This window comes from Nostoc commune NIES-4072, assembly GCF_003113895.1.
Classification (GTDB): domain Bacteria; phylum Cyanobacteriota; class Cyanobacteriia; order Cyanobacteriales; family Nostocaceae; genus Nostoc; species Nostoc commune.
On sequence record NZ_BDUD01000001.1, the window covers coordinates 1,293,275 to 1,314,731 of the forward strand.

Consider the following 21,457-nt stretch of genomic DNA (forward strand, 5'->3'; position numbering starts at 1 on the left):
AAAACCTGTACTTTTGAAGATTTATGTCAAAAAAATCTATGGAATCTAGAGAATCTATCGATTTAGACCTTAGCCGTTACTTATTGATATTAAAACGATGGTGGCTACCTGGCACTGCAATATTTGCAGCTACAGTTATGCTAAGTGCTGTAGCTACACAATTTATGAAGCCATCTTATGAAGCCGAAGGAAAACTTTTGTTTAGAATTCCTTCTTTTAAAGTAGTAGGTTCCAATCTTTTTCCTACTAACGCTGAAGGAGGAGATCCAGGAGATTTAAAATCCCTGCTAGCAACTCAAAATCCTATAAACACTCAAATAGAAGTTATTTCTTCACCTAATCTATTGCAGCGAACAATAGATAAACTAGGGCTTAAAGATGAAGAAGGTAAACCCATAGAGGTAGAGAAACTACGAAAAGCCGTGATCTTGAAAATTATTAACGGCACAGATGTATTACGAATTAGCTACGCCAGCCGTGACCCTGAACAAGCAGCGGCAGTCGTCAACACAATCATGAATCTTTATTTAGAAAATGATATTTTGACGAATCGCTCTGAGGCAGCAGCAACTCGTCAATTTATGGCCAAACAGCTGCCTAAAACTCAAGAGGCTGTTAATAATGCAGAAGTAGCGTTACGTATATTTAAACAGAAGCATCAGATAGCTGATTTATCAGAGGAGACAAGATCAGCCGTTGCAACTATTGGAAATCTAGATAATGAGATGAATACTGTTAAGGCTCAACTAGATGAGGTAAACGCCCAAACCAATGAACTGCGCCAGAAAGTAGAGCTAAATTCTCAAGAAGCGATCGCTGTGAGTGCCCTCAGTCAGTCACCCGCAGTGCAGGGAGTTCTTGCACAACTTCAAGATACAGACCGACAACTAGCGATAGAGCGTAGCCGTTTTTTAGATGATAACCCCGTAATTATTAACTTACAAGCAAAGAAAGCTAGCTTACAATCGCTCCTGCAACAGCAAATTGGTCAGACTGTTGGTAATCAAACACAAATTCCGCAAAGACTATTGCAGATTGGAGACCTCAGACAAAACTTGATCCAAAGTTTTCTACAATCAGAAATACAGCGCTTTGGTTTAGCTAAAAGACTCTCATCTCTGTCTAATTCCCGTTTTACCTACGAGCAGCGAGTGAAAATCATACCTCAGTTAGCACAAAATCAGCGAGAGTTAGAACGGAAAGTTGAAGTTGCAGAATCCACATATCAAACTCTGTTGAAAAAGGTACAAGAATTACAGTTAGTTGAAAATACAAATACACCCAGTTCGCGGATTATTGCTCCGGCTGTAGTGCCAAACAAGCCAGTAATAGGTAAAAAAATTATCATTTTATTGCTAGGAGTGATGTTCGGTTTATTTTTGGCTACTACAACTGTTCTCTTCCTAAGCATGAGAGATAGATCTTTGAAAACACTTAAGGAAGTCAGAGATGTATTTAGATATACGTTGCTGGGAATTATTCCTTTATCTGTTAAAAAAGTTCGTCGTGATTCAAATGTAGAACCAAAAATTGCTGTCAGAGATACGCCTTACTCTTTAACTAGCGAAATGTACCGCATGATTCAAGCCAATCTGAAATTCCTGAGTTCAGATAAAGTGCTCAGAACTATCGTGGTAACTAGCGCAGTTCCTAAAGAAGGCAAGTCTACAGTTTCAGCTAATTTGGCAGCAGCGATCGCTCAACTAGGGCGTAAAGTTTTATTAATTGATGCAGATATGCGAATTCCTTCTCAGCATCATCTTTGGCAGCTAACCAATGCAGTTGGTTTAAGTGAGGTTCTTATAGGTCAAGCTGAATTTGACGTTACTGTATCTAGGGTAATGGATAATCTTGATGTATTAACTGCTGGGGTTAGACCTCCCAACCCACTGGCTTTGCTTGACTCTAAACGGATGGCATCATTAATTGAAAATTTTTCATCTCAACATAACTATGATTTTGTAATTATTGATGCTCCTCCCCTGCTTTTAGCAGCCGATGCTTTGACTTTAAGCCAAATGACTGACGGGATTTTGTTAGTAGCTCGACCTGGGGTAATTGATTCTAACAGTGCTAACGCTGCTCAAGAGATGTTAGAAAGATCCAATTACAACGTACTAGGATTAGTCGTGAATGGAATCATTGATAAAAATGAATCTAGTAGTTATTTATATCACGATCATGAATATTTTAAACCAACAAAGTTGGCAAAGGAATTTCAGGGACTTGCAAAAAAATAAAACTTTTAGAGGCTAAGAACTACTCCAATACATATTAATAAACCATGATCCTAATTCATGTGGTTGAAGAGGCAGGGCAGCAAGGAGCATCTCTTGCTGAGAGAATAATAGTGAAATTACCCTGCCACAAGGGTTTCAGAGCAAATAAATTTATTGATGCCAAAAAGTAAAAATATTTATTTCGAGACGCAAGACGCAAAAATAATGCGTCCTTGTTTCACAGCCTGTGCATTTATTTATATATAGGGTTCTCTTCCCAGCGAGAACTGCCCCTTTTTCTGTTCTTTAATAGTTAGTTGAAGATGCGGAATGGAGGTTAAAACTTACACTTCGCCCATTTATTTTTATTAGAGTTAGGAAAGATTAGGAATCTAGTTTTGATCTGGAATTGAATATAGAAGAAAATCCATAGCTGTTAAAGCAACAGCTATATTTAGCACGTAATTACTTATGCATTAGCGTTGTTTGATACAAGTATTAACTATCTTCGCAAATGTTGAAACTTTGATTATTTACCACACTTTTTCTTAGTTTCTAATAAATAAGCCAACAGTGTGTTAAAAAACGGGTTGTAGACAAAAAGGCTGGATAAATCAGGATTTTGCCATACAACCCAATTCCATACTCTTAACTACTACCGCATTTCGTATGCCCCTCTATCGGGTAGTGAACCCTTTACACGAGGGTCGCCTGTAAAATCGGTTTTTACACTATTGAACTTCATACCACTATTGATTGCCGGACTCGTAGACTTCAGCCTAAAATCACCATCGGAGGGATTCATAAAGAGTGGATCTGCAATCATATCACTAGACCCGGAAACATTTATCAATGAACTATTGGCGTTGAGGTTGTAGTCAAATCTGACGTCCTTACCACCGTATCTTACGTTTATCGGTTTCCCACGCTCAGAATAAAGGATGTTATTGAGAACGTTGATATTATTTGAATCATTAATCGAGATTTGCCCGTAGGTAATTCCTGGACTCTGGTTATTCATATAACTAGTGTTGTTGACAATATCGATATTCTCACTTTGGAATGTGTGAATACCGCCACCACCATTTTTATATGAGATATTGCTGGCAATCAAAGTACGTCCTCGATACGCACTCAATTTTGCTTCTTTGTGCTTATTCATTCCACGATCAACAATAATGCCATTACCGTCTTGGATCTTGCCATTATAAATCGAGGGAACGAACATTCGATTATTGTAGACCTTGTTTCTGGTCACAAATATCTTGTAGTTTTGGTTGTTATCAGAATTCCAACTAGTAAGTATCGAAATGCCACTACAGGCGTGAACTGAGTACCAGGCATTATTGAACACTTCGTTATTATCTATTGTTATATAGTCTGATTCAACGGCTGAAATGCCTCCGCCTCCACAATCATGTACCTTGTTGTTGAGAATACGTATATGGTGGGAACGACCATCTTCTCCTCCTTCTATGCTGATACAATTTCCATTGGTCAGGGGGTTTGAGTCGTCATACTTCTGACTCAGCGCATAACTACGGGACATTTTGCCATTGTTCCCTACAACCTCCAGCCCATTAACTTCAATATATGATGCTCCATCGTTAATCCAAATTCCATGCCATCCATTGTGCTGAAGTTTCGGTCGCTGTCCAGGGTATGCTTTATACGTAATCCATGCATTTGTCCTTCCAGAGCGTTTAATATCTATTATCGCTCCAGATGGATCTGCATTATTGTATACCCCGTCCATAATAAGTACTGTGTCGCCAGGGTTAGTCAGGTCTGCTGCTCTTTGAATTGTCCTAAAGGCAGATGAGGTAGTGCGTCCGCTATTTCTATCGTTTCCTTTACCACTAACATAGTATGTTGTCCCATTTGAAATAGAACTGATCAGTTTGCGGCTTGGTAGTGGCATTTCTTGATCAGTGGATGACTGACCAACATCTTTAACAAAAGACTCTGTTATTCTCTGTCCTTGAACCAGACCTGTTAATGCCCAGGGAAGTACAAGAGATGCGCTCAAACTGAGAAAACCTAAACCATGAATCATCATAGGGAAAAATAGGGTATGTTGCAAAAACTGATTCGTCGACGGTCAGTAGCTCTAGCCTTAGTCAGTAACTCAGTATTGGATACAGTCGTGTAACTGCCATTTGTAAGTTTATACACGCTTTATCAGGTTTTAACCTGCGAGTTACCACGTAGATATGCCTGAAAAGCCTTTTTAGCTTGTCTTCCACAAAGTAGCAACTATATAGTAAAAGTACTGAAGGAAAATGATTCAGTATCCAGACTTACTTCATTAATGGACACCAAGCAACTTTACAAATGGCGACATTTCCAATTGGATATTATTGTATTGTGTATACGTGATATCTATGGTTAAGATACTATATATTTCATTAATTAGTGAATTTACTTAAGTAATACTTATGATAAGAAGAATGAATAAATATGAAAAGGACTGTAAAGGCTACATTTTACTTCAATATCTTATAAAAGATTATCATTATCATAAAAATTCGAGTAACTAAAATAAAGTTCAAAAAGCCTATCAATAGCAGATTAAGAATTTTCAGTGAAAACTTTAGGTTTATAGTATTTGTAAACAAGTAATACTACCTAAAAAAATCCTAAAATTGGGATAGAAAATGCAATTTTGGAGGAGCGATCGCTCCATGTAAGCCAGTTCTGTACCCTAGTCTTATCCTGTGACCGAGAGAGTGCGTAGCTTGCTTTCCTATAAGAGCACAAGAACAGCTATTCTAATCTAGAAGTTTTTCTTTGGAATAAGAGATGTGTTACATAGCTTGCTTCTCTGTAATAGTACGGCTCTGTGCGTCATATTTAAACGCATCATTTAAGTATAGTGGGCAAGAATAAATAAAACTATGTTACGTAATGTAAAATTAATTTAATTTGCTGGTACTAAGCGGCTCCAACACTTGGGATATGGCTGAAGCCGCTTAGTACAAACCTTTAATTATTCACGCCCACTTACTTATTTTTGCTCTCAAAACGCAGTACAAGAGTAATTTAAGACTTGCCATTATGAGTCTATAGTTCTTTTCTATAGCAATCCAATTTAAAACAATTCGCAGTTCGCAATTACGTGAAAGTGACGGGGATTTAAACCCCGACACAAAACACGCTGCTTGTAGAAACAGGGGACTTAAACCCCCAAAGTTGGTTAAATTGTGAAAAAATACGGAGATAAAGATACTTATTTATAAGCTTTTCAGCTTTTTTCTCTCACAAATGATTAAGTAGGGCTATATTAACTCTTCACTATTGAGCCTTAACTCATACATAGTGCAATTTTGGGGACGAAGAGGGTTGACCAACGTCCCCTATTTACAAACATATTTTAAACTAGATTCCGAACAACCTCAGAATATTAAAAATAACGCCTAGAGGCCCAGTTATAGTGTTTGTGGTATCGCCAGTCTTAGCTAAACCAGATCGGTTGACTACCACAACATCATTATTGCGGAGTATGGGATTAGTTTGCTCATTAATCCCAGCGGAGAAATCCACTTTTACTATACGTTTAGTCACAGAACCATTAGGGTTGAGGCGAATCAAATCAACAGCACTACTACTAGCTCTGGCATCATTAAATCCTCCAGCAGCGAGTATAGCTTGATTTAAGGAGCTATTCGGCTGAACATCTGTTAACCCTGGTCTTTTAACTTCACCTACCACACCAACTTGAATGCGTGCAGGAGACAAAGTAGTGGTAGCCAATTGAGTAGCTTCTGCGGGGTTGATTTCAGTTGCCGTCGGAATAACTATTGTATCTCCGTCTTGCACGATGATATCTTGATTGGCGTCACCACTCTGTAATAATTGCCAAAGATTGATATCTATAGCTTGTTCTGAACCAGCTCTTGTAGGTCGGCGTAGCTTGAGATTACGAATATCAGCCTGTGCTGTAATTCCCCCAGCTAATTGAATTACTCGCGTCACATTTGGTAGACCATTGGGAGTGGTAGTACCACTGTTATTGGTTGCGCCTCCCCCCTGTGCATCTGTGCTAGCTGGGGTGACAAGATAGGAACCAGGACGGTTAACTTCACCGATAATTGTTACCGTGCGGGGTGTGGTTTGGCTAGCGGCAAAGTTAGCTGCAAATATATTGCGGGATTCTGCCAAGTTGAAGTTGGTTGCAGTTGGCACAACTATAGTGTCTCCATCCCGCAAGGTAATATCTTGTGATAACCTGCCTGTTTGGATGAGTTCCTTTAAATTGATACTGACGACTTGCTCTGAGGAGCGCCCTATTTTACGCCGTAATTGAACTTGAGTCACATCCGCAGCCAGCGTTACCCCCTGTGCTGTTGTCAGTGCGGCTAATACAGTGGGGTATTGTACGCCGGGATTGTCTCCTGCGCCTCCGCTCAAGTTCAGGGTGTAAGCGCCTGGACGTGTCACCTCTCCGGCAACAAAAACATTGATGGGACGAGACGATAACAAATTGACTGAGATCAAGGGACGTTTCAGGAAGCGAGCATATCTTCTGGCAATTTCGTCAGCAGCCTGTTCAGTCGTTAGACCCAGGACTGACACACTGCCAATTAAAGGTAAGTTGATTGCTCCACCTGGGGGAATTTGATATTCCCCCGTATATTCAGGTACTTCAAATACATTTACACGGATGCGATCGCCGCCTCCTAATGAATAATTAGTATCTAATTGTGTTGATGTGGTTGGTGTTGGTGTTGTTGGTGGTAATGGTTGTCCCTGAGCTAGACTGGCAAATGGCACAACGGCATTGACAGCAGTTAACAAAGCCACACCCACAACTGGCTGAGTTAGGAATTTAAACAAACTTGTATTAAGCATATTTACCTGAAACTCTGAAACTACAATCAATAATGTACTGTCTAAACATTTTTATTTGGACTATACCTAAGTATTCAAGTTCCCCGACACTCTTATTTTCCTCGAAAAGTGTCATTTTCCGGAGGAAATTTGTTTATTGAATTTGAATTTTTAGTGAAGTTAATTTAAAGTTAAGCCAACTTGAATATAGGAATTATCAAAAATATTAGGACTGACACTAATAAGCGCAGTTTATACAATAAATTTTCTGTTAACCAATAAGGTAATGAGAAATAAGATTTTTTTGTAAAAGTCAATGACATAACATTTTAGCGCGATTTAAAACCTACTATAACTACCAAAACTATGAACAAGTTCATTAAATTAATACAAATAACGTTAAAAATAGATCTGAATTTTATTTTTCGTGGGTTGTCTTGAAAAAGATCAACTCAAAAGGCATACATTTTGGGCTTTTTTGCTCAAGCAAACCCAAAATTTACTATTTGGCAGCAAGATTAATTAAACGAGTTATTTTTGCTTTGGATTTGTTGAATAAAAAACTCTTCTAAGGAGTAACGCGACAAATTCATGGCAATAATTTTACCTTCCATGAGACGAAGACTGGCGAGAAAATCATAGTAATCCTCTTGTAGTGTACCTTGCCAGGAACCATCTGGTTCAAATCTGAGAGTAGGTATCCATTTTTGAAGAATTTCCCAATCACCACCTTGACCTTTGACATGATATGTGTCGTTTCTGCCTAAGAGTTCATTGAGGGAACCAGAGCAAATTAATTCACCTTGAGCGAGGATAGCAATGCGATCGCAAATCTGTTCTACTTCACTAAGAACGTGGCTGTTGAAAAAAATCGTCTTCCCAGCAGCTTTTAGCGCCAGGATAATTTCTCGCATTTGGTAGCGTCCCACAGGATCAAGACCAGACATCGGTTCATCCAAAAAAACCAAATCTGGCTCGTTAATTAGCGCCTGTGCCATACCAACACGCTGTAACATTCCTTTAGAATAGCGACGCAGCAGCTTTTTACGGGCATCGGCTTGAGATAAACCCACTAATTCCAGCAGTTGGGGAATGCGTTTGCGTTGCACACTTTGGGGAATTTGGAATAGCCCGGCGGCTAGCTGTAAAAATTCCCAGCCAGTGAGATAGTCATACAAATAGGGATTTTCCGGCAGATAGCCGATATGTTGCTTAACACTGCGATCGCCTATTGGCTTACCCAATAATAATCCCCGTCCAGAGCTAGGGCGAATAATCCCCAGCAACAATTTTAAAAGGGTGGTTTTACCAGCACCATTTGGCCCCAGCAACCCAAAGGTTTCACCTTTATAAACTGTTAAAGAACAGTTTTTGAGAGATACGACTTTTTGATTTAGCCAAAAACCAGTGCGATAAACTTTTCGCAACTCAGAAGTCAAGACTACTGGTGGAGTGTCCGTCGTATTAAGTTGAGAATCAGGGTCATCTGCAACAGACTTCATCTCGGTTCAATTACTAATTACCAGCTTGGCACTAATTACAAGTTACCCGATAGGCTGATAATAACCATCACTAACCTGTGTGTCAATTATTGGGAACTGGGGAGTAGGGAGTGGGGAAGACAAGGGGACTTAAATCAGAACTTGCAACAAGTGTTTCCCCTTGTCCCCAATTCTCAAGAGTCCCCAAGTCCTCTTTCCCATGCCCAATGCGCCATGCCCTATGCCCCATTTGCCTCCTTTCATAGAACGCCTTTAGAACTGGGAATTAGACCAGCACGACGAGGGTCGATTTCCACCGCCAGCCGGGTTGCTCTGGCAAATGCCTTAAATGTAGCTTCAATAATGTGATGGGAATTAATGCCATCCAGTTGCCGAATATGTAGTGTCATTTGGCTATGGTTCACGAGTGCCACAAAAAATTCGCGTACTAGTTGGGTGTCATAGGTTCCTACACGCTGGGTAGGAATTTGCAAGCCGTAACTGAGGTGAGGGCGTCCAGAAAAGTCTAGCGCTACCTGAACTAAGGCTTCATCCAGTGGCGCAAGAAAATTACCAAAGCGGACAATGCCCTTTCTGTCGCCTAGTGCTTGGTTAAAGGCTTGGCCCAAGGTAATACCTACATCTTCGTTGGTGTGATGGTCATCAATTTCCCAGTCTCCCTTGGCTTGAACATCTATATCAATCAGCCCGTGGGAGGCAATTTGATGCAACATGTGATCTAAAAATGGAATGCCAGTTGCTGCCGTGCAAGTTCCTCTACCATCCAGATTGATGGTAACTTGCACATTAGTTTCACCAGTGGTGCGGTGAACAGTGGCAATTCGAGGGGTTATAGTTGACTGGTCGTAGTTTGAATTAACTTGACGATTGGTTGTTTGCATAAACAATGGGGAATGGGGCATGGGGCATCGGGCATGGGGAATGAGGAATGAGCAAAAATACTAATACTCAATTCCCAATGCCCAATCCCCAATGCCCTATGCCCAAATTATCTTACATTCCCATAATTTCATATCCTGCATCTACATATAGAATTTGTCCGGTAATGCCGCTAGACAAATCACTACATAAGAAAGCGGCAGCGTTACCCACTTCTAGCTGAGTTACGGTGCGTCGTAGGGGAGCTACTTCTTCTACATGATGAATCATATCCAAAATACCACCCACTGCTGAAGATGCCAAAGTGCGGATGGGGCCTGCGGAGATGGCATTGACGCGGATATTTTGTGGCCCTAGTTCAGCAGCCAAGTAACGCACACTCATTTCTAAGCCAGCTTTGGCAACTCCCATGACGTTATAGTTAGGGATTGCCCTAACACCGCCTAAATATGTGAGGGTAACGATACTACCTCCCTCTGTCATCAAAGGTTTAGCTGCACCACTTAACTGCACCAGCGAGTAGGTACTAATTTCTAAGGCGGTGTTGAAGCCAGAACGAGAGGTTTGACTAAAATCTCCAGTCAAATCATCTTTGCTGGCAAAGGCAAGACAATGGATGAGGATATCTAGCTTTCCCCACTTTTCGCGGATTGTCTCAAAAGTAGATTGAATCTGTTCATCATTTTGGACATTACAGGGAAGAAATAAGCTGGGGTTGAGGGGTTCTACCAATTCTGCAACTTTTTTCTCCATCTTGCCGCGTTCATCGGGCAGGTAGGTAATACCCAGGTTTGCTCCGGCTTTATGCAGCTGTTGGGCGATACCCCAGGCGATCGAGCGGTTATTGGCAATACCTGTAACAAGAGCATTTTTTCCAGTCAGATTTAGCATATAAATTGTTAATGCGATCGATCATTTAGGAGCATACTAGAATCTGAGGCACGTTTTGTCTTTGTTTTATACAGGATTTGCAAAAATGAATATTGGTAAGAGTGTTTACTGCGTGTAAAAATCTTGATTTTTCCTAAAGATATTCCCAAAATAACTTTATTTGTTCTTTAAAAAACCCTTTTTAATACAGCTATTGGAAGTACTTATCAACAATTTGTAGCTGAAAGGATCACCAATTATGTATCATTATAAACAAAGGGTTATGAAGAGATTAGTTTGAGTATAGTAAAGTACAGAAAGGTTGACGGTGCTTTATTCATTTTTCAGGTGTATTCTTAGGTAATCAGTTTTTGTTTTTCCGGCATTGGGTAGGGGAAGGGAGATGATCGTGACACAAGATAAAGCCCTAGCAAATGTATTTCGTCAGATGGCGACCGGGGCGTTTCCGCCAGTTGTGGAAACGTTTGAACGCAATAAAACGATCTTTTTTCCTGGCGATCCTGCCGAACGAGTTTATTTTCTTTTGAAAGGTGCTGTTAAACTTTCCAGGGTGTACGAGGCAGGAGAGGAAATAACGGTAGCGTTGCTGCGGGAAAATAGTGTTTTTGGTGTATTGTCATTGCTGACAGGAAATAAGTCGGATCGGTTTTACCATGCGGTTGCATTTACGCCTGCAGAATTACTGTCAGCACCAATTGAACAAGTGGAGCAAGCACTCAAGGAAAATCCAGAATTATCAATGTTAATGCTGCGAGGTCTGTCTTCGCGCATTTTACAAACAGAGATGATGATTGAAACTCTCGCTCACCGAGATATGGGTTCTAGGTTGGTGAGTTTTTTGCTAATTCTTTGCCGGGATTTTGGAGTTCCTTGTGCAGATGGGATCACAATTGATCTGAAGTTATCTCATCAAGCGATCGCAGAAGCAATTGGTTCAACTCGTGTTACCGTTACTAGGCTACTAGGGGATTTGCGTGAGAAAAAGATGATTTCTATCCACAAAAAGAAAATTACTGTGCACAAACCTGTTACCTTAAGTAGGCAATTCACATAAAATCAATTGGAGAAAGGGGAATCGGCGCGTGTTCTATTTTGAAAAATGACACTAATAGCTAGAGGTAAATCTAAAATTGAGTAATTTCAGCTATTGCCAATTTCCACTTCTTTCCAGACAATGCTTAAAAGTAGTAGGCTGTATCTGGAAGGATTTCGGTAGCTAAAGATGACCACCGGATACATCCTCATCGCAGCAATTTTAATTCTGGGAGGCGTAATTGCAACCGTGGGCGATCGCATCGGCACACGAGTTGGCAAAGCCCGCCTCTCACTTTTTAACCTTCGTCCAAAAAATACTGCTGTACTAGTAACTATTTTTACGGGCGGTTTGATTTCAGCATCAACCTTAGGAATTTTATTCGCTGCTGACGAAGGCTTACGAAAGGGAGTCTTTGAATTAGAAGATATTCAAACAGACCTCAGACAGAAGCGGGAACAGCTAAAAACCGCAGAAACTCAAAAAAGTCAGGTAGAGAGTGAGCTAAACCAAGCAAGAATTGCCCAAACAAAAGCACAACAAGACTTGCAGGTAATTAATCAATATTTGCAGGCGGCCAATGCCAAACAACGCCAAACACAAGCTCAGTTGAACCGCACCATTAGTCAACAAGCTCAAACTCAAACTCAACTCCAACGCACTCAAAGTCAGCTAGCACAAGTTGTACCTCAATACCAAAAAGCTATAGCTGAATTGCAAAGCGTTTACAATCAGAGGAAGGAGCTACAGGCAGCAGTTGAATTACTGAAGACAGAGCGTCAACGACTGTACGCTGAAGCTAAAAAAGCTATTGACGAAGCTAAAACAGCTATTGAAAAACGCGATCGCGAACTTGCTAATCGCCAAGAAGCCATAGAAGTGCGCGATCAAAAAATCTCCCAACTCGATCAATTGATTCAAAAGCGCAATGTAGAAGTCGCAGCGCGAGAGCAAGTAATTGCCAAACGGGAATCGCGCCTCAAAGAATTGGAAGCACAACAAGAGCAACTAGAAATGGAAGTTGCAAGGTTGGAAAAATATTATCAGTCTTACCGCGACCTACGTTTAGGCAAGCTGGCCTTAGTTCGCAGTCAAGTTTTGGCTGCTGCTGTAATTCGTATTACCCAACCTGGTGCTGCTCGTCAGGCAGTGGTACAACTTTTACAAGAAGCCAATCGCAACGCTAACCTCGAATTAAGTGAGCCTGGATCAAATTCTGCAAATGCAGAGCTACTGCGCGTGACCCAAGATAGGATTGACCAATTGAGCAAGCAGATTAGCGATGGTCAAGAATACGTGGTGCGAATTTTCTCGGCTGGTAATTACGTCAGGGGAGAAAAGCAGATAGAATTTTTCACCGATATAGCCCGCAATCAACTGGTTTTTTCGGGAGGCGCGGTACTGGCCACAACGACTGCTGATTCCAAAACCATGACATCTTATCAATTACAGCAGCGACTGGAAATACTGATTTCTGCTTCCCAATTTCGGGCCCGTAATGCCGGAATTGTCGAAGATGTGCAAGTAGAGGGGACTTTCTTACGCTTTGTCAGCCAATTAAGACAATACAATCAACCATTGGAGATTAAAGCGATCGCAGCAGAGGACACTTATACAGCCGGGCCATTGAGAGTAAAACTAGTGGCAATAGTCAACGGACAAATTATTTTTACTACTTAAAACATTATTTGCACACTGTTATTAGTAAGATTTAAACATATCGAACAGCAGTCAAAATAGTTGCTGTAATTGCATTTATTCATTTCTAATTCTTAATTTTTAATTTTTAATTTATTATGACTTTCCCGGAATTTTCACCAACGCAACCAGTCATATTGGGGTTTGATCCAGGTCGAGATAAGTGTGGTTTAGCGGTGATGGGACTGGATCGGCAATTGTATTATCATCAGGTCGTCTTAGCAAAAGAGGCGATCGCTACCATTGAGACACTGCGTCAAAAGTTTCCGATTTCTTTGATGGTCATGGGCGACCAAACTACAGCCAAGGAGTGGAGACAGAAATTATATCAAGAATTGACAGAACCGTTGAGTATTATTTTAGTGGATGAGCGCTACACAACCTTAGAAGCACGCGATCGCTATTGGCAAATGTTCCCGCCCAAAGGGTTAATAAAGCTATTGCCACAGGGTCTACGACAGCCACCAAGACCAATAGATGACATTGTTGCCATCCTCTTAATCGAAAGATACTTAAATCGCCTCACTGAATCAACAGTCAGTCAATTTTAGATTTTGGGTCGCATCTCTGGTGCGCTTCCAGCGCAACTTGGATTTTGGTGAAGCAGCGCGGTCTTGGGGGTTTCCCCCATGAGCGACTGCTGAACCCGAAGGGATTCAAGCAAAAATCTAAAATCTAAAATCTAAAATCCAAAAATCCAAAATTGCATCACTCCTAACTCCTAGAGTTCCGCCCGAATAGTAAAAGCATAATCTCCTCCAGGCTCTAGCTGATAATCTTGTTGTTCCAAAAATCGACCGAGGGGTTCTTTGATTAAGGCGCGGCCTTGGGAAGGCTTGACGGCAAGTTCTCCCCGGCGAAAATGCCACTGGAAATGCCACTCAAACTCACCTGCACTCACTTCACCCTCAAGGAAGCCGTGTTGCCAGGATTGGCGGGTGATTCTGACATGGGCAATGGTTTCTGGCAGTCGTCTTTTAGCACTCACAATGCTTTATGTCAAGTGTAGAATAGCAGCCGCTCATATTAGGCTGGCTTCTTATTTTATTTACCAAAATAGCTTAAATAGATAAACTGACAAAGTGAGTATTTATAGTTGAGCAAAAATTGTACTAATCGAGGATGCTGTAAAATTTCAGTTAAAAGTGACTCAAACTTACTTAATCTCGGCGTTCCGTGTCTTTATAGCAATCCTAAGTCATTCGTGATAGACAAAATCCCCAATTTTATCAGCTAAAGTCAGCGATCTGTGACTTTCGTCTATGAACACACTGGTAAGTAGTGCGGGTAATTTTTATTAAGATTTTAGAAATGAGTGTATGCTTCTTGAGGATCAAACATTTTGAGTTTTTCCATGCTTCCCAGCAAATTAAACCGCCTAAATTCACAATTAATTTGATTTTGGGAGAGGCGATGCCTACGGCGGTAAACTACGCAAGTCATATTAACTGAAGCAGACTCAAAAAATAAACAGTAAATCAAAAAGCTTAAACAGACAGTAAAAAGGCACCACCCAATGAACCAATATCTGAGTGGTTGATGCTTTAGCTGTAATCTGGTACGAGTTTCCTCTACAATTTTCATCAGTGTTTGTGTATAAAATACTGAACCCCTGAGTAGAGTATTCCCCTCGTAGCGCATTCATTAATCACCAAGTCTAAGTACTAGGGAGGATTTATGATGAATTGCTAAACAAGCTTTGGCTAGCTGGTAGATAATTGGGGCAGAAAGCTAGAGCTAGAAGCATGGAAACCAAACAGCTAGGAAAAACTGGTATCTTTGTAAGTGCGATCGGTTTGGGTGGTATGCCCATGTCAATCTCTAATCGCCCTCCCGAATCAGAATCAATCCAAGTTATTCATCGGGCCTTGGATCTGGGTATTACATTTATTGACACTGCCGATTCTTACTGCAAAGATGAGTCAGACAAGCATCATAACGAGCGACTAATTCACAAGGCAATTACTAGTTACAAAGGCGATGTTAGCCAAGTAATTGTAGCAACGAAGGGCGGTTTGATGCGTCCTGATGGAAACTGGACAAGCAACGGGAACCCAGAACATTTGCGTGAAACAATTCGAGTTAGTTTTGAAGCGTTAGGTGGTGATAAACCCATCGATGTTTGGCAATACCATTCGCCCGATTCTAAGTACACAATCGAAGAATCCCTTGCACCTGTGAAAGAAGCAGTAGAGGCAGGTTTGATTCGATTTGTCGGAGTTTCTAACTTTTCCGTTGAACAAATTAAGCGGGCGCGGGATGTAGTGGATATTGTATCGGTGCAGAATCAATACAGCCCTTGGCAACGACAGCCAGAAAATGACGGCGTGTTGAAGTATTGCGAAGAACAAGGATTGACCTTTTTGCCTTGGAGTCCCTTTGGTGGTAGGCGTCGCCATCAGGATTTACAAGATATCCCTGCGATCGCTAACTTAGCTAAAGAAAAAGGTGTGTCAGTATATAATATCGTTCTGGCGTGGTTGCGTTCCAAGTCGCCCGCTATTTTGCCAATTCCTGGTGCTAGCAAGGTTTCTAGCATTGAAGACTCAGCACAAGCTATCAATGTGAAACTATCTGATGAAGAAGTGCAAAAAATCGATCGGGCAACTTAATCATTCCAAGCGATTCTTACTTCGGTGTAATACAGTCTAAACCTTATCCCCAACCCTGATGTATCGAGATATTTAGTCTCATCCAATACTTTGGGGTTGAATATATATTGAGGAAAAGCGATCGCTTCTACATTGACTCCAACGGCGGAACCTCAAAGTCATTAAACGAGCAAACATTGTAAGACGAAGCGGCTATTGCTTTCACCAGCTTACCGTCGAGAGTCAGCAAAGTAGCACCTACCTGCTGTGAAAGTGCAACATAAGAACCATCGTAGGCGGAGATTCCATAATTTAATGCGATCGCAACTGCATCCACCATCAAATCAGCCGTGGAGACGACACGCAAAGGGAAAGCTTTCAGACTAGCTAAATTCCCCTGAATCAGAGAAACATCGTAACTACCTGCACGAGCATACTTCCACAAAACATTTGCACACTCAATGTAAAACAGGTCAGGTACAAAGATTTCTGTCTGGGAATAGGCAAGGTAAGCAAACAGTTGATTAACCTTGGCTGTTAGCGGATCGGGAATAAATTGCTTAACGGACACACTGGCATCCACGACGCACCTAAGAGGAATTGTCATCTGTCCCGATCTTCTCTAATCATGGCAGTGCTGTCAGGCCATTCGATATCAGTTGGTAGCTTTTCACGGCGAAGACGGATTTCCTCTAAAAGTTTTGGCACATTCTTTCGTCTTTCTTCTTCTGTTTGCTGTGCTTCAGTTTTTAAAGCTTGTTCTAACAGAGTTATAACTTGGGCGTTAATGGAACGGTGTTCAGATGCCGCTAACTCTTGCAGCTTTGCATACAAATCATCGGGTAAATTTCTTACATAAAGGGTAGCCATCGCTTTACCTCAAAGTAGAATTTATCAAAATGATAGCATAATGCAAGCAAAAGGGAGAGCGATCGCAAAGCTTTTTGCTAAGGATTGAGATGCAAATATTGCTTAGAGATGTCTTACATAAAAACACTTGTATAAAATTCAGTATTCATGCAACGGAGAGGGGGAGATTCGAACTCCCGGAGGTTTTAGCCTCATCCGATTTCAAGTCGGACGCAATCGACCACTCTGCCACCTCTCCAGTAAATCTGTCAAACTTGTGCTGATCCTAGTTTCAGACGCTATTCAGGCGCTTTTGTTGGTTAGCACTAAACTTGACAGATCATACTATACCCTATTATCTACGCAGATTGCACTACTGGATGCGAATATCTACGACACAATACGCGATCGCTCGTACAAAATTTCCCCCTTAGCCACTTGAAAGTCATTCCCCACCCAAACTAGGGACACTTGCGAAACCACACCCGCCTCTAGAGTGACAATGGAAAAATTACGCAACTTCTCGCTATCATTTTCCACAATCCTGGGGACACTAGCCGCATTTAAGTAAATTGTTCCCTCTGGACTTCTAAAGATGGGCTTGCGCTGCACTTTCTTGGTATGGCGTAAATCTCGGTGCATGTGACCAAATGTCACCAGAGGAATGGTTTTACCAGCAGTCAAGGCTTGAGAAATCGCCTCGCCCAAATCTGGATCGCCAAAATCACCGCCAATTGGATGCCAGTCTTTGCCGCAGGGGTCTTCGGGGCGATCGCCTAACCCACTAGGCCCATTGTGACCCAAAAATATAATTGTCTCGTAAGCGGCGCTTTTAACTGCTTTCACGATGCGATCGGCGGATTCTTCTAAACTCGTCACACCGTAACGTTCTTTACAGATTTCCGCGAATTTCCACTCCGGGCCACCCCAAGTAAAGGGACGACCCCCCACTACAGTTAAATTCCAAGCGGGAAAATCCAACTTACCGTAACCGACATGGGACGGGCCTAATAAATCGAGTTGTTCCTGTACCCAGTCTTCCTTAGAGCGGTCATAAGGAGCCTTTTTGCGTCCCCATTCGGTGGCGGTGTACCAGGCATCGTGGTTGCCCATTACGGCTGCTTTGGGAATATCGAGAGAAGCGATCGCTCTGACCACTTCCACCGACTCATTGCCAAAATCCCCGACAAACAGCACTAAGTCAACACCCAAATGCTTGAGTGCAACGCCATCTTCCACTTCCCATTGGTCGTGAATATCTCCAACTACAGCAATTTTGAGGTTTATCGATTGAGTTTTCTGACTGGTCATGCCACTTTCCTTGCCGTCTATCTCCAGGATATGAAACTCAGCCCGATTTGGACACAACCCCAAAATATCAACCGTCCACTATTTTTGGTAAAAACTACTATAATTGAATCCACAGGACATACATTTACAACATAAAGCACCCCTAAACTGTGTTTACCACTGCACTAGCTCAACGAGAAAACACCCAACTGGGTGAACTACCACTAGATTTGTTTGCCGCGATTCAGAGTCTCAAAAAAGAACTCAACGCCGTTATCTTGGCACATTATTATCAAGAGCCAGATATTCAGGATATTGCAGACTTTATTGGGGATTCATTACAACTAGCGAGAGCCGCCGAAAAAACCAATGCGGATGTAATTGTCTTTGCTGGCGTTCACTTCATGGCAGAAACAGCAAAGATACTTAATCCCGATAAATTAGTACTTTTACCAGATTTGGATGCTGGTTGTTCTTTAGCAGACAGTTGTCCACCAGACGAATTTGCGGCTTTTAAAGCAGCGCATCCAGATCATTTGGTGGTATCTTACATCAACTGTTCTGCTGATATCAAGGCGATGAGCGATATTATTTGTACTAGCTCCAACGCTGTGAAAATTGTGCAGCAGATACCGAAAGAACAGCCGATTATTTTTGCCCCAGATCGGAACTTGGGGCGGTATGTAATGGAACAGACAGGACGAGATTTGGTGCTATGGCAAGGTAGCTGTGTTGTCCATGAAACCTTTTCAGAAAAGAAAATTGTCCAGTTAAAAATTGCCCATCCCGAAGCAGAGGCGATCGCACATCCAGAATGTGAAAGTAGTGTATTGCGCCACGCCAGTTTTATTGGCTCTACAGCCGCCTTACTCAAGTATTGTCAAAGCAGCCCCACCAAAGAATTTATCGTTGCGACAGAGCCAGGAATCATTCACCAAATGCAAAAACTAGCTCCTGACAAGCGTTTTATTCCTGCACCACCAATGAATAATTGTGCTTGTAACGAATGTCCCTTTATGCGGTTAAATACTCTAGAAAAGCTTTACTGGGCAATGAAAAATCGCACTCCCGAAATTACCATGTCAGAAGATATTCGGCTGGCTGCACTGCGACCAATGCAACGAATGCTGGAGATGAGCGTGTAACCAGTATTTTTTATCCATAAGGTAGAGACGCAGTTTTGTTGCGATTTCTACCTGCAAGTTATTTTTTTTAATTACTTGCAATTTCTAAAACATGGTGCTAAGATTTTAAATCGTGAGACAAATCGGGTCGGTGTCCGAGTGGTTAATGGAGACGGACTGTAAATCCGTTGGCTAGCGCCTACGCTGGTTCAAATCCAGCCCGGCCCACCACTTACGAAGTTATAAGTTATAATGACTGGGTTAAGAGCAAAGCTCCCAGCATTGTAACTTACAACTAAAAAACCAAAGTTATATTTTGCCCGTGTGGCTCAGTGGTAGAGCACACCCTTGGTAAGGGTGAGGTCACGAGTTCAATCCTCGTCACGGGCTTTTTAAATTTATAAAACAATCAACCCAAATTCAAGGGTTTCAGCCTTATTAAGAGATTTAGATGTTCAAAAGCTAAGTTTCTTACTTGCATTTGTGGCTATTCTGACTATGATTCTGAATATGATTTGGCTATGAGCTTATTTTTTGACTATGATTTGACTATGATTTTTATAGAGCAAATTATTTATAATAGTCAAAATTAATGGATAGAACACAAAAAGCGTCTAAAGGAACAGTAAGTGTTGAATCATTTCAAAGTCGATTACGTCTGAGACTGCCAAGACAACTTTACGAAGGTACACAAAAATATTTGACTCTGAATTTAGCTGATACGCCAGAAAATCGTCAGCTAGCAGAACAGAAAGCACATCAGATAGAGTTAGACATTGCATCTGGTAGCTTCGATGAAACACTGGCTAAGTACAAGCCACAGAGACATTTATCTATAGTTACTCCTGGCGAACAGCAGAAGATATTAACAATTTCAGACTTGTGGGATAGGTACATTGATTACAAGCGCCCATCTCTAAAACCTAGAACACTGGATAAACTAGCTGTACTAGAAAAACATATTAAACGCTGTCCATATCAAGATTTGGATGAGGGTATAAAAATCAGACTCGCATTGTTGCAACAAACGACTACCTCACAAGCCAAAGATGTACTCATGTATCTTTCAGCAGCTTGTAAATGGGGAATGAAACATGGTTTAGTAACTTTTAATCCTTTTGAAGGGATGTACAATGAGCTTCCCAAACATAAGTGGCAGGATAATTCAAAACCTAACGCCTTCAGTGAAGAAGAGAAAGAAAGAATAATTCAGGCTTTTAAAAATCACAAACCATCTAAAGGTATAGGCTACAGTTATTACTCACCATTTGTGGAGTTTTTGTTTTTAACAGGATGCCGACCATCAGAAGCTATCGGTCTGCAATGGAAGCATATTACACCTGATTGTTCTCAAATTACCTTTGAAGGCGCATTAGTTCAGGTGGGAAATGGTGAAAGGGTGAGGGTTAATGGCTCTAAGAACAATAAAAAGCGTGTTTTTAACTGTAACCAACGACTACAAGAATTAATTTTAAAAATCAAACCAGAATATGTTGAGCCGGAATCTTTAATATTTCCATCACCAGAAGGATTATCAATACATTATAGAAACTTTTCACGTCGAGCTTGGGATAAAATTGTAGACCCATTAGTAGAACGTCAAACCACACCATATTCATGTCGTGATACTTTCATATCTGAGCAAATTGCAAAAGGGGTTCCTACTGCTGTAGTTGCAAAATGGTGTGATAACTCGGTGGATGTTATAGAACAAAAATATCTTGATGCTAAACTTTTAGAGCAACTTAAACCGCTTTAGTATTCAGAAATTCACATCCTTACTCAGGCTAAGGTCACGACTTGTTTCTTCGTTATGGCTTATTAACTGTCCTTCCACTTTTCCATAAACTTTCTTAACCCAATACCCTCTAGGTGGCTTTTCTACTCCATAAGCCTTACACCACTTTTCTACAGCCTTATCAGACACACCAAAATCTCTCCCAATTTGTGCAGTTGGCTTTTCCCAAACTAGTTTTTCTAGTTCTTCTTTAGATGGTCTTTCTACTTTTCTGGTATGAATCCTAGAGTCTGGATTAACTTTTCTGGTTGTTAAATCAACGCCAAACTCCTTGTAGGTTCGCTTAGACGCATCTTCAGTAAAGTCTATAAAATCTTCCCACCAGTAAAAGGGTGTAGCTGAATTAGGTATCTGGGTGGTTATGTAGCAACCATTAAAGTTAATTGATGGATAAACAACTAACTTTATCTATGTCAGGAAGATAAACCGCATAAAAATCAAAGTCATTTACTTTATACTTCTTTTGATGAGTTCCATTTTTATCTACCCAAATAGTTTTATTTACTACCCTATTATCTCCTGCGTATTTAGCTTGTATTTTGTAAAATTTATCGTCTTTGTAGACAACAAAATCAAAAGGTAAATGTTCACAAACAAGTGGCGTAAGAATCAAGTATCCTTTAAGCGTTAGATCCGCGATCGCTCTCGTAGCAGCAATATCGCCCTTGTTCTTGGTATGATGCAGCAATAACGAACCCTCAACCGAGGTAATCATCATATCACTTAACGGTGCTTGAGGGTTCATATTGAGTT

16 protein-coding genes, 3 tRNA genes and 1 pseudogene are annotated in these 21,457 nt (G+C 41.1%); 9 read left to right on the forward strand and 11 right to left on the reverse strand.

What is annotated here, in order from left to right:
* Positions 1 to 23 precede the first annotated feature (23 nt).
* Positions 24 to 2,240 carry a GumC family protein gene (locus CDC33_RS05745; protein WP_109007672.1) on the forward strand — a complete coding sequence of 739 codons (2,217 nt, stop codon included), beginning with the start codon at positions 24 to 26 and terminating at the stop codon, positions 2,238 to 2,240.
* A gap of 634 nt (positions 2,241 to 2,874) precedes the next feature.
* Here CDC33_RS05745 and CDC33_RS05750 read toward each other — a convergent pair.
* From CDC33_RS05750 to fabI, 5 genes are all read right to left on the reverse strand, one after another.
* Complete coding sequence (locus CDC33_RS05750) at positions 2,875 to 4,140, reverse strand: right-handed parallel beta-helix repeat-containing protein (RefSeq protein ID WP_244919152.1); 1,266 nt, start codon at positions 4,138 to 4,140, stop codon at positions 2,875 to 2,877.
* Positions 4,141 to 5,597: 1,457 nt separating this feature from the next.
* Positions 5,598 to 7,070 carry an SLBB domain-containing protein gene (locus tag CDC33_RS05755; protein ID WP_109007673.1) on the reverse strand — a complete coding sequence of 491 codons (1,473 nt, stop codon included), beginning with the start codon at positions 7,068 to 7,070 and terminating at the stop codon, positions 5,598 to 5,600.
* A gap of 497 nt (positions 7,071 to 7,567) precedes the next feature.
* Positions 7,568 to 8,551 (reverse strand): ABC transporter ATP-binding protein, encoded by a 984-nt coding sequence (locus CDC33_RS05760; RefSeq protein ID WP_109007674.1) that lies wholly within the window; start codon positions 8,549 to 8,551, stop codon positions 7,568 to 7,570.
* A 239-nt stretch (positions 8,552 to 8,790) separates the two neighbouring features.
* Positions 8,791 to 9,432, reverse strand: a complete 642-nt coding sequence (hisB, locus tag CDC33_RS05765) for an imidazoleglycerol-phosphate dehydratase HisB (RefSeq protein WP_109007675.1) — start codon at positions 9,430 to 9,432, stop codon at positions 8,791 to 8,793.
* Positions 9,433 to 9,544: 112 nt separating this feature from the next.
* Positions 9,545 to 10,321, reverse strand: coding sequence for an enoyl-ACP reductase FabI (fabI, locus tag CDC33_RS05770; protein WP_109007676.1), 777 nt, complete (start codon positions 10,319 to 10,321; stop codon positions 9,545 to 9,547).
* A 382-nt stretch (positions 10,322 to 10,703) separates the two neighbouring features.
* Between fabI and ntcA the strand changes: the two genes are divergently transcribed.
* The 3 genes from ntcA (at position 10,704) to CDC33_RS05785 (ending at position 13,603) form a co-directional block, all read left to right on the forward strand.
* Complete coding sequence (ntcA, locus tag CDC33_RS05775) at positions 10,704 to 11,375, forward strand: global nitrogen regulator NtcA (protein WP_017652326.1); 672 nt, start codon at positions 10,704 to 10,706, stop codon at positions 11,373 to 11,375.
* A gap of 168 nt (positions 11,376 to 11,543) precedes the next feature.
* Entirely contained in the window at positions 11,544 to 13,034 is a 1,491-nt protein-coding gene (locus CDC33_RS05780) for a DUF3084 family protein (RefSeq protein WP_109007677.1), read from the forward strand.
* 116 nt (positions 13,035 to 13,150) lie between these two features.
* On the forward strand, positions 13,151 to 13,603 hold the full coding sequence (locus CDC33_RS05785; protein WP_109007678.1) for a pre-16S rRNA-processing nuclease YqgF: 453 nt from the start codon (positions 13,151 to 13,153) through the stop codon (positions 13,601 to 13,603).
* 170 nt (positions 13,604 to 13,773) lie between these two features.
* Here the strand turns inward: CDC33_RS05785 and CDC33_RS05790 are convergent, their stop codons facing one another.
* On the reverse strand, positions 13,774 to 14,043 hold the full coding sequence (locus tag CDC33_RS05790; RefSeq protein WP_372726526.1) for a DUF3146 family protein: 270 nt from the start codon (positions 14,041 to 14,043) through the stop codon (positions 13,774 to 13,776).
* A gap of 754 nt (positions 14,044 to 14,797) precedes the next feature.
* On the opposite strand from CDC33_RS05790, the gene CDC33_RS05800 reads away from it, so the two are divergent.
* A complete protein-coding gene (locus CDC33_RS05800) occupies positions 14,798 to 15,664 on the forward strand; it encodes an aldo/keto reductase (RefSeq protein WP_109007680.1) in 867 nt (288 codons plus the stop codon).
* A gap of 127 nt (positions 15,665 to 15,791) precedes the next feature.
* On the opposite strand, the gene CDC33_RS05805 is transcribed toward CDC33_RS05800, so the two are convergent.
* The 4 genes from CDC33_RS05805 to CDC33_RS05820 form a co-directional block, all read right to left on the reverse strand.
* Entirely contained in the window at positions 15,792 to 16,250 is a 459-nt protein-coding gene (locus CDC33_RS05805; RefSeq protein ID WP_109007681.1) for a type II toxin-antitoxin system VapC family toxin, read from the reverse strand.
* Positions 16,247 to 16,513, reverse strand: a complete 267-nt coding sequence (locus CDC33_RS05810) for a FitA-like ribbon-helix-helix domain-containing protein (protein ID WP_094330234.1) — start codon at positions 16,511 to 16,513, stop codon at positions 16,247 to 16,249. The genes CDC33_RS05805 and CDC33_RS05810 overlap by 4 nt, the downstream gene beginning before the upstream one ends.
* Before the next feature lie 153 nt (positions 16,514 to 16,666).
* A tRNA-Ser gene (locus CDC33_RS05815) sits at positions 16,667 to 16,751 on the reverse strand.
* 131 nt (positions 16,752 to 16,882) lie between these two features.
* A complete protein-coding gene (locus CDC33_RS05820; protein WP_109007682.1) occupies positions 16,883 to 17,803 on the reverse strand; it encodes a TIGR04168 family protein in 921 nt (306 codons plus the stop codon).
* 149 nt (positions 17,804 to 17,952) lie between these two features.
* On the opposite strand from CDC33_RS05820, the gene nadA reads away from it, so the two are divergent.
* The 4 genes from nadA to CDC33_RS05840 all read left to right on the forward strand — a co-directional run bounded on the left by nadA (position 17,953) and on the right by CDC33_RS05840 (position 20,665).
* Complete coding sequence (gene nadA / locus CDC33_RS05825; protein WP_109007683.1) at positions 17,953 to 18,927, forward strand: quinolinate synthase NadA; 975 nt, start codon at positions 17,953 to 17,955, stop codon at positions 18,925 to 18,927.
* Between the two features lie 124 nt (positions 18,928 to 19,051).
* Positions 19,052 to 19,137: transfer RNA gene (locus tag CDC33_RS05830), tRNA-Tyr, on the forward strand.
* Positions 19,138 to 19,224: 87 nt separating this feature from the next.
* Positions 19,225 to 19,296, forward strand: a tRNA-Thr gene (locus CDC33_RS05835).
* 202 nt (positions 19,297 to 19,498) lie between these two features.
* Positions 19,499 to 20,665, forward strand: coding sequence for an Arm DNA-binding domain-containing protein (locus CDC33_RS05840; protein WP_109007684.1), 1,167 nt, complete (start codon positions 19,499 to 19,501; stop codon positions 20,663 to 20,665).
* Between the two features lie 3 nt (positions 20,666 to 20,668).
* Here the strand turns inward: CDC33_RS05840 and CDC33_RS38355 are convergent.
* Positions 20,669 to 21,419 (reverse strand): annotated as a pseudogene (locus CDC33_RS38355) (group I intron-associated PD-(D/E)XK endonuclease).
* Positions 21,420 to 21,457 lie beyond the last annotated feature (38 nt).

Coding starts and splice junctions, on each gene's coding strand:
- hisB (WP_109007675.1), bottom strand. CDS start 9,432: ATGCAAACAACCAATCGTCAAGTTAATTCAAACTACGACCAGTCAACT.
- CDC33_RS05780 (WP_109007677.1), top strand. CDS start 11,544: ATGACCACCGGATACATCCTCATCGCAGCAATTTTAATTCTGGGAGGC.
- fabI (WP_109007676.1), bottom strand. CDS start 10,321: ATGCTAAATCTGACTGGAAAAAATGCTCTTGTTACAGGTATTGCCAAT.
- CDC33_RS05750 (WP_244919152.1), bottom strand. CDS start 4,140: ATGCCACTACCAAGCCGCAAACTGATCAGTTCTATTTCAAATGGGACA.
- CDC33_RS05805 (WP_109007681.1), bottom strand. CDS start 16,250: ATGACAATTCCTCTTAGGTGCGTCGTGGATGCCAGTGTGTCCGTTAAG.
- CDC33_RS05755 (WP_109007673.1), bottom strand. CDS start 7,070: ATGCTTAATACAAGTTTGTTTAAATTCCTAACTCAGCCAGTTGTGGGT.
- CDC33_RS05820 (WP_109007682.1), bottom strand. CDS start 17,803: ATGACCAGTCAGAAAACTCAATCGATAAACCTCAAAATTGCTGTAGTT.
- CDC33_RS05745 (WP_109007672.1), top strand. CDS start 24: ATGTCAAAAAAATCTATGGAATCTAGAGAATCTATCGATTTAGACCTT.
- ntcA (WP_017652326.1), top strand. CDS start 10,704: ATGATCGTGACACAAGATAAAGCCCTAGCAAATGTATTTCGTCAGATG.
- CDC33_RS05800 (WP_109007680.1), top strand. CDS start 14,798: ATGGAAACCAAACAGCTAGGAAAAACTGGTATCTTTGTAAGTGCGATC.
- CDC33_RS05810 (WP_094330234.1), bottom strand. CDS start 16,513: ATGGCTACCCTTTATGTAAGAAATTTACCCGATGATTTGTATGCAAAG.
- CDC33_RS05785 (WP_109007678.1), top strand. CDS start 13,151: ATGACTTTCCCGGAATTTTCACCAACGCAACCAGTCATATTGGGGTTT.
- CDC33_RS05760 (WP_109007674.1), bottom strand. CDS start 8,551: ATGAAGTCTGTTGCAGATGACCCTGATTCTCAACTTAATACGACGGAC.
- CDC33_RS05840 (WP_109007684.1), top strand. CDS start 19,499: ATGGATAGAACACAAAAAGCGTCTAAAGGAACAGTAAGTGTTGAATCA.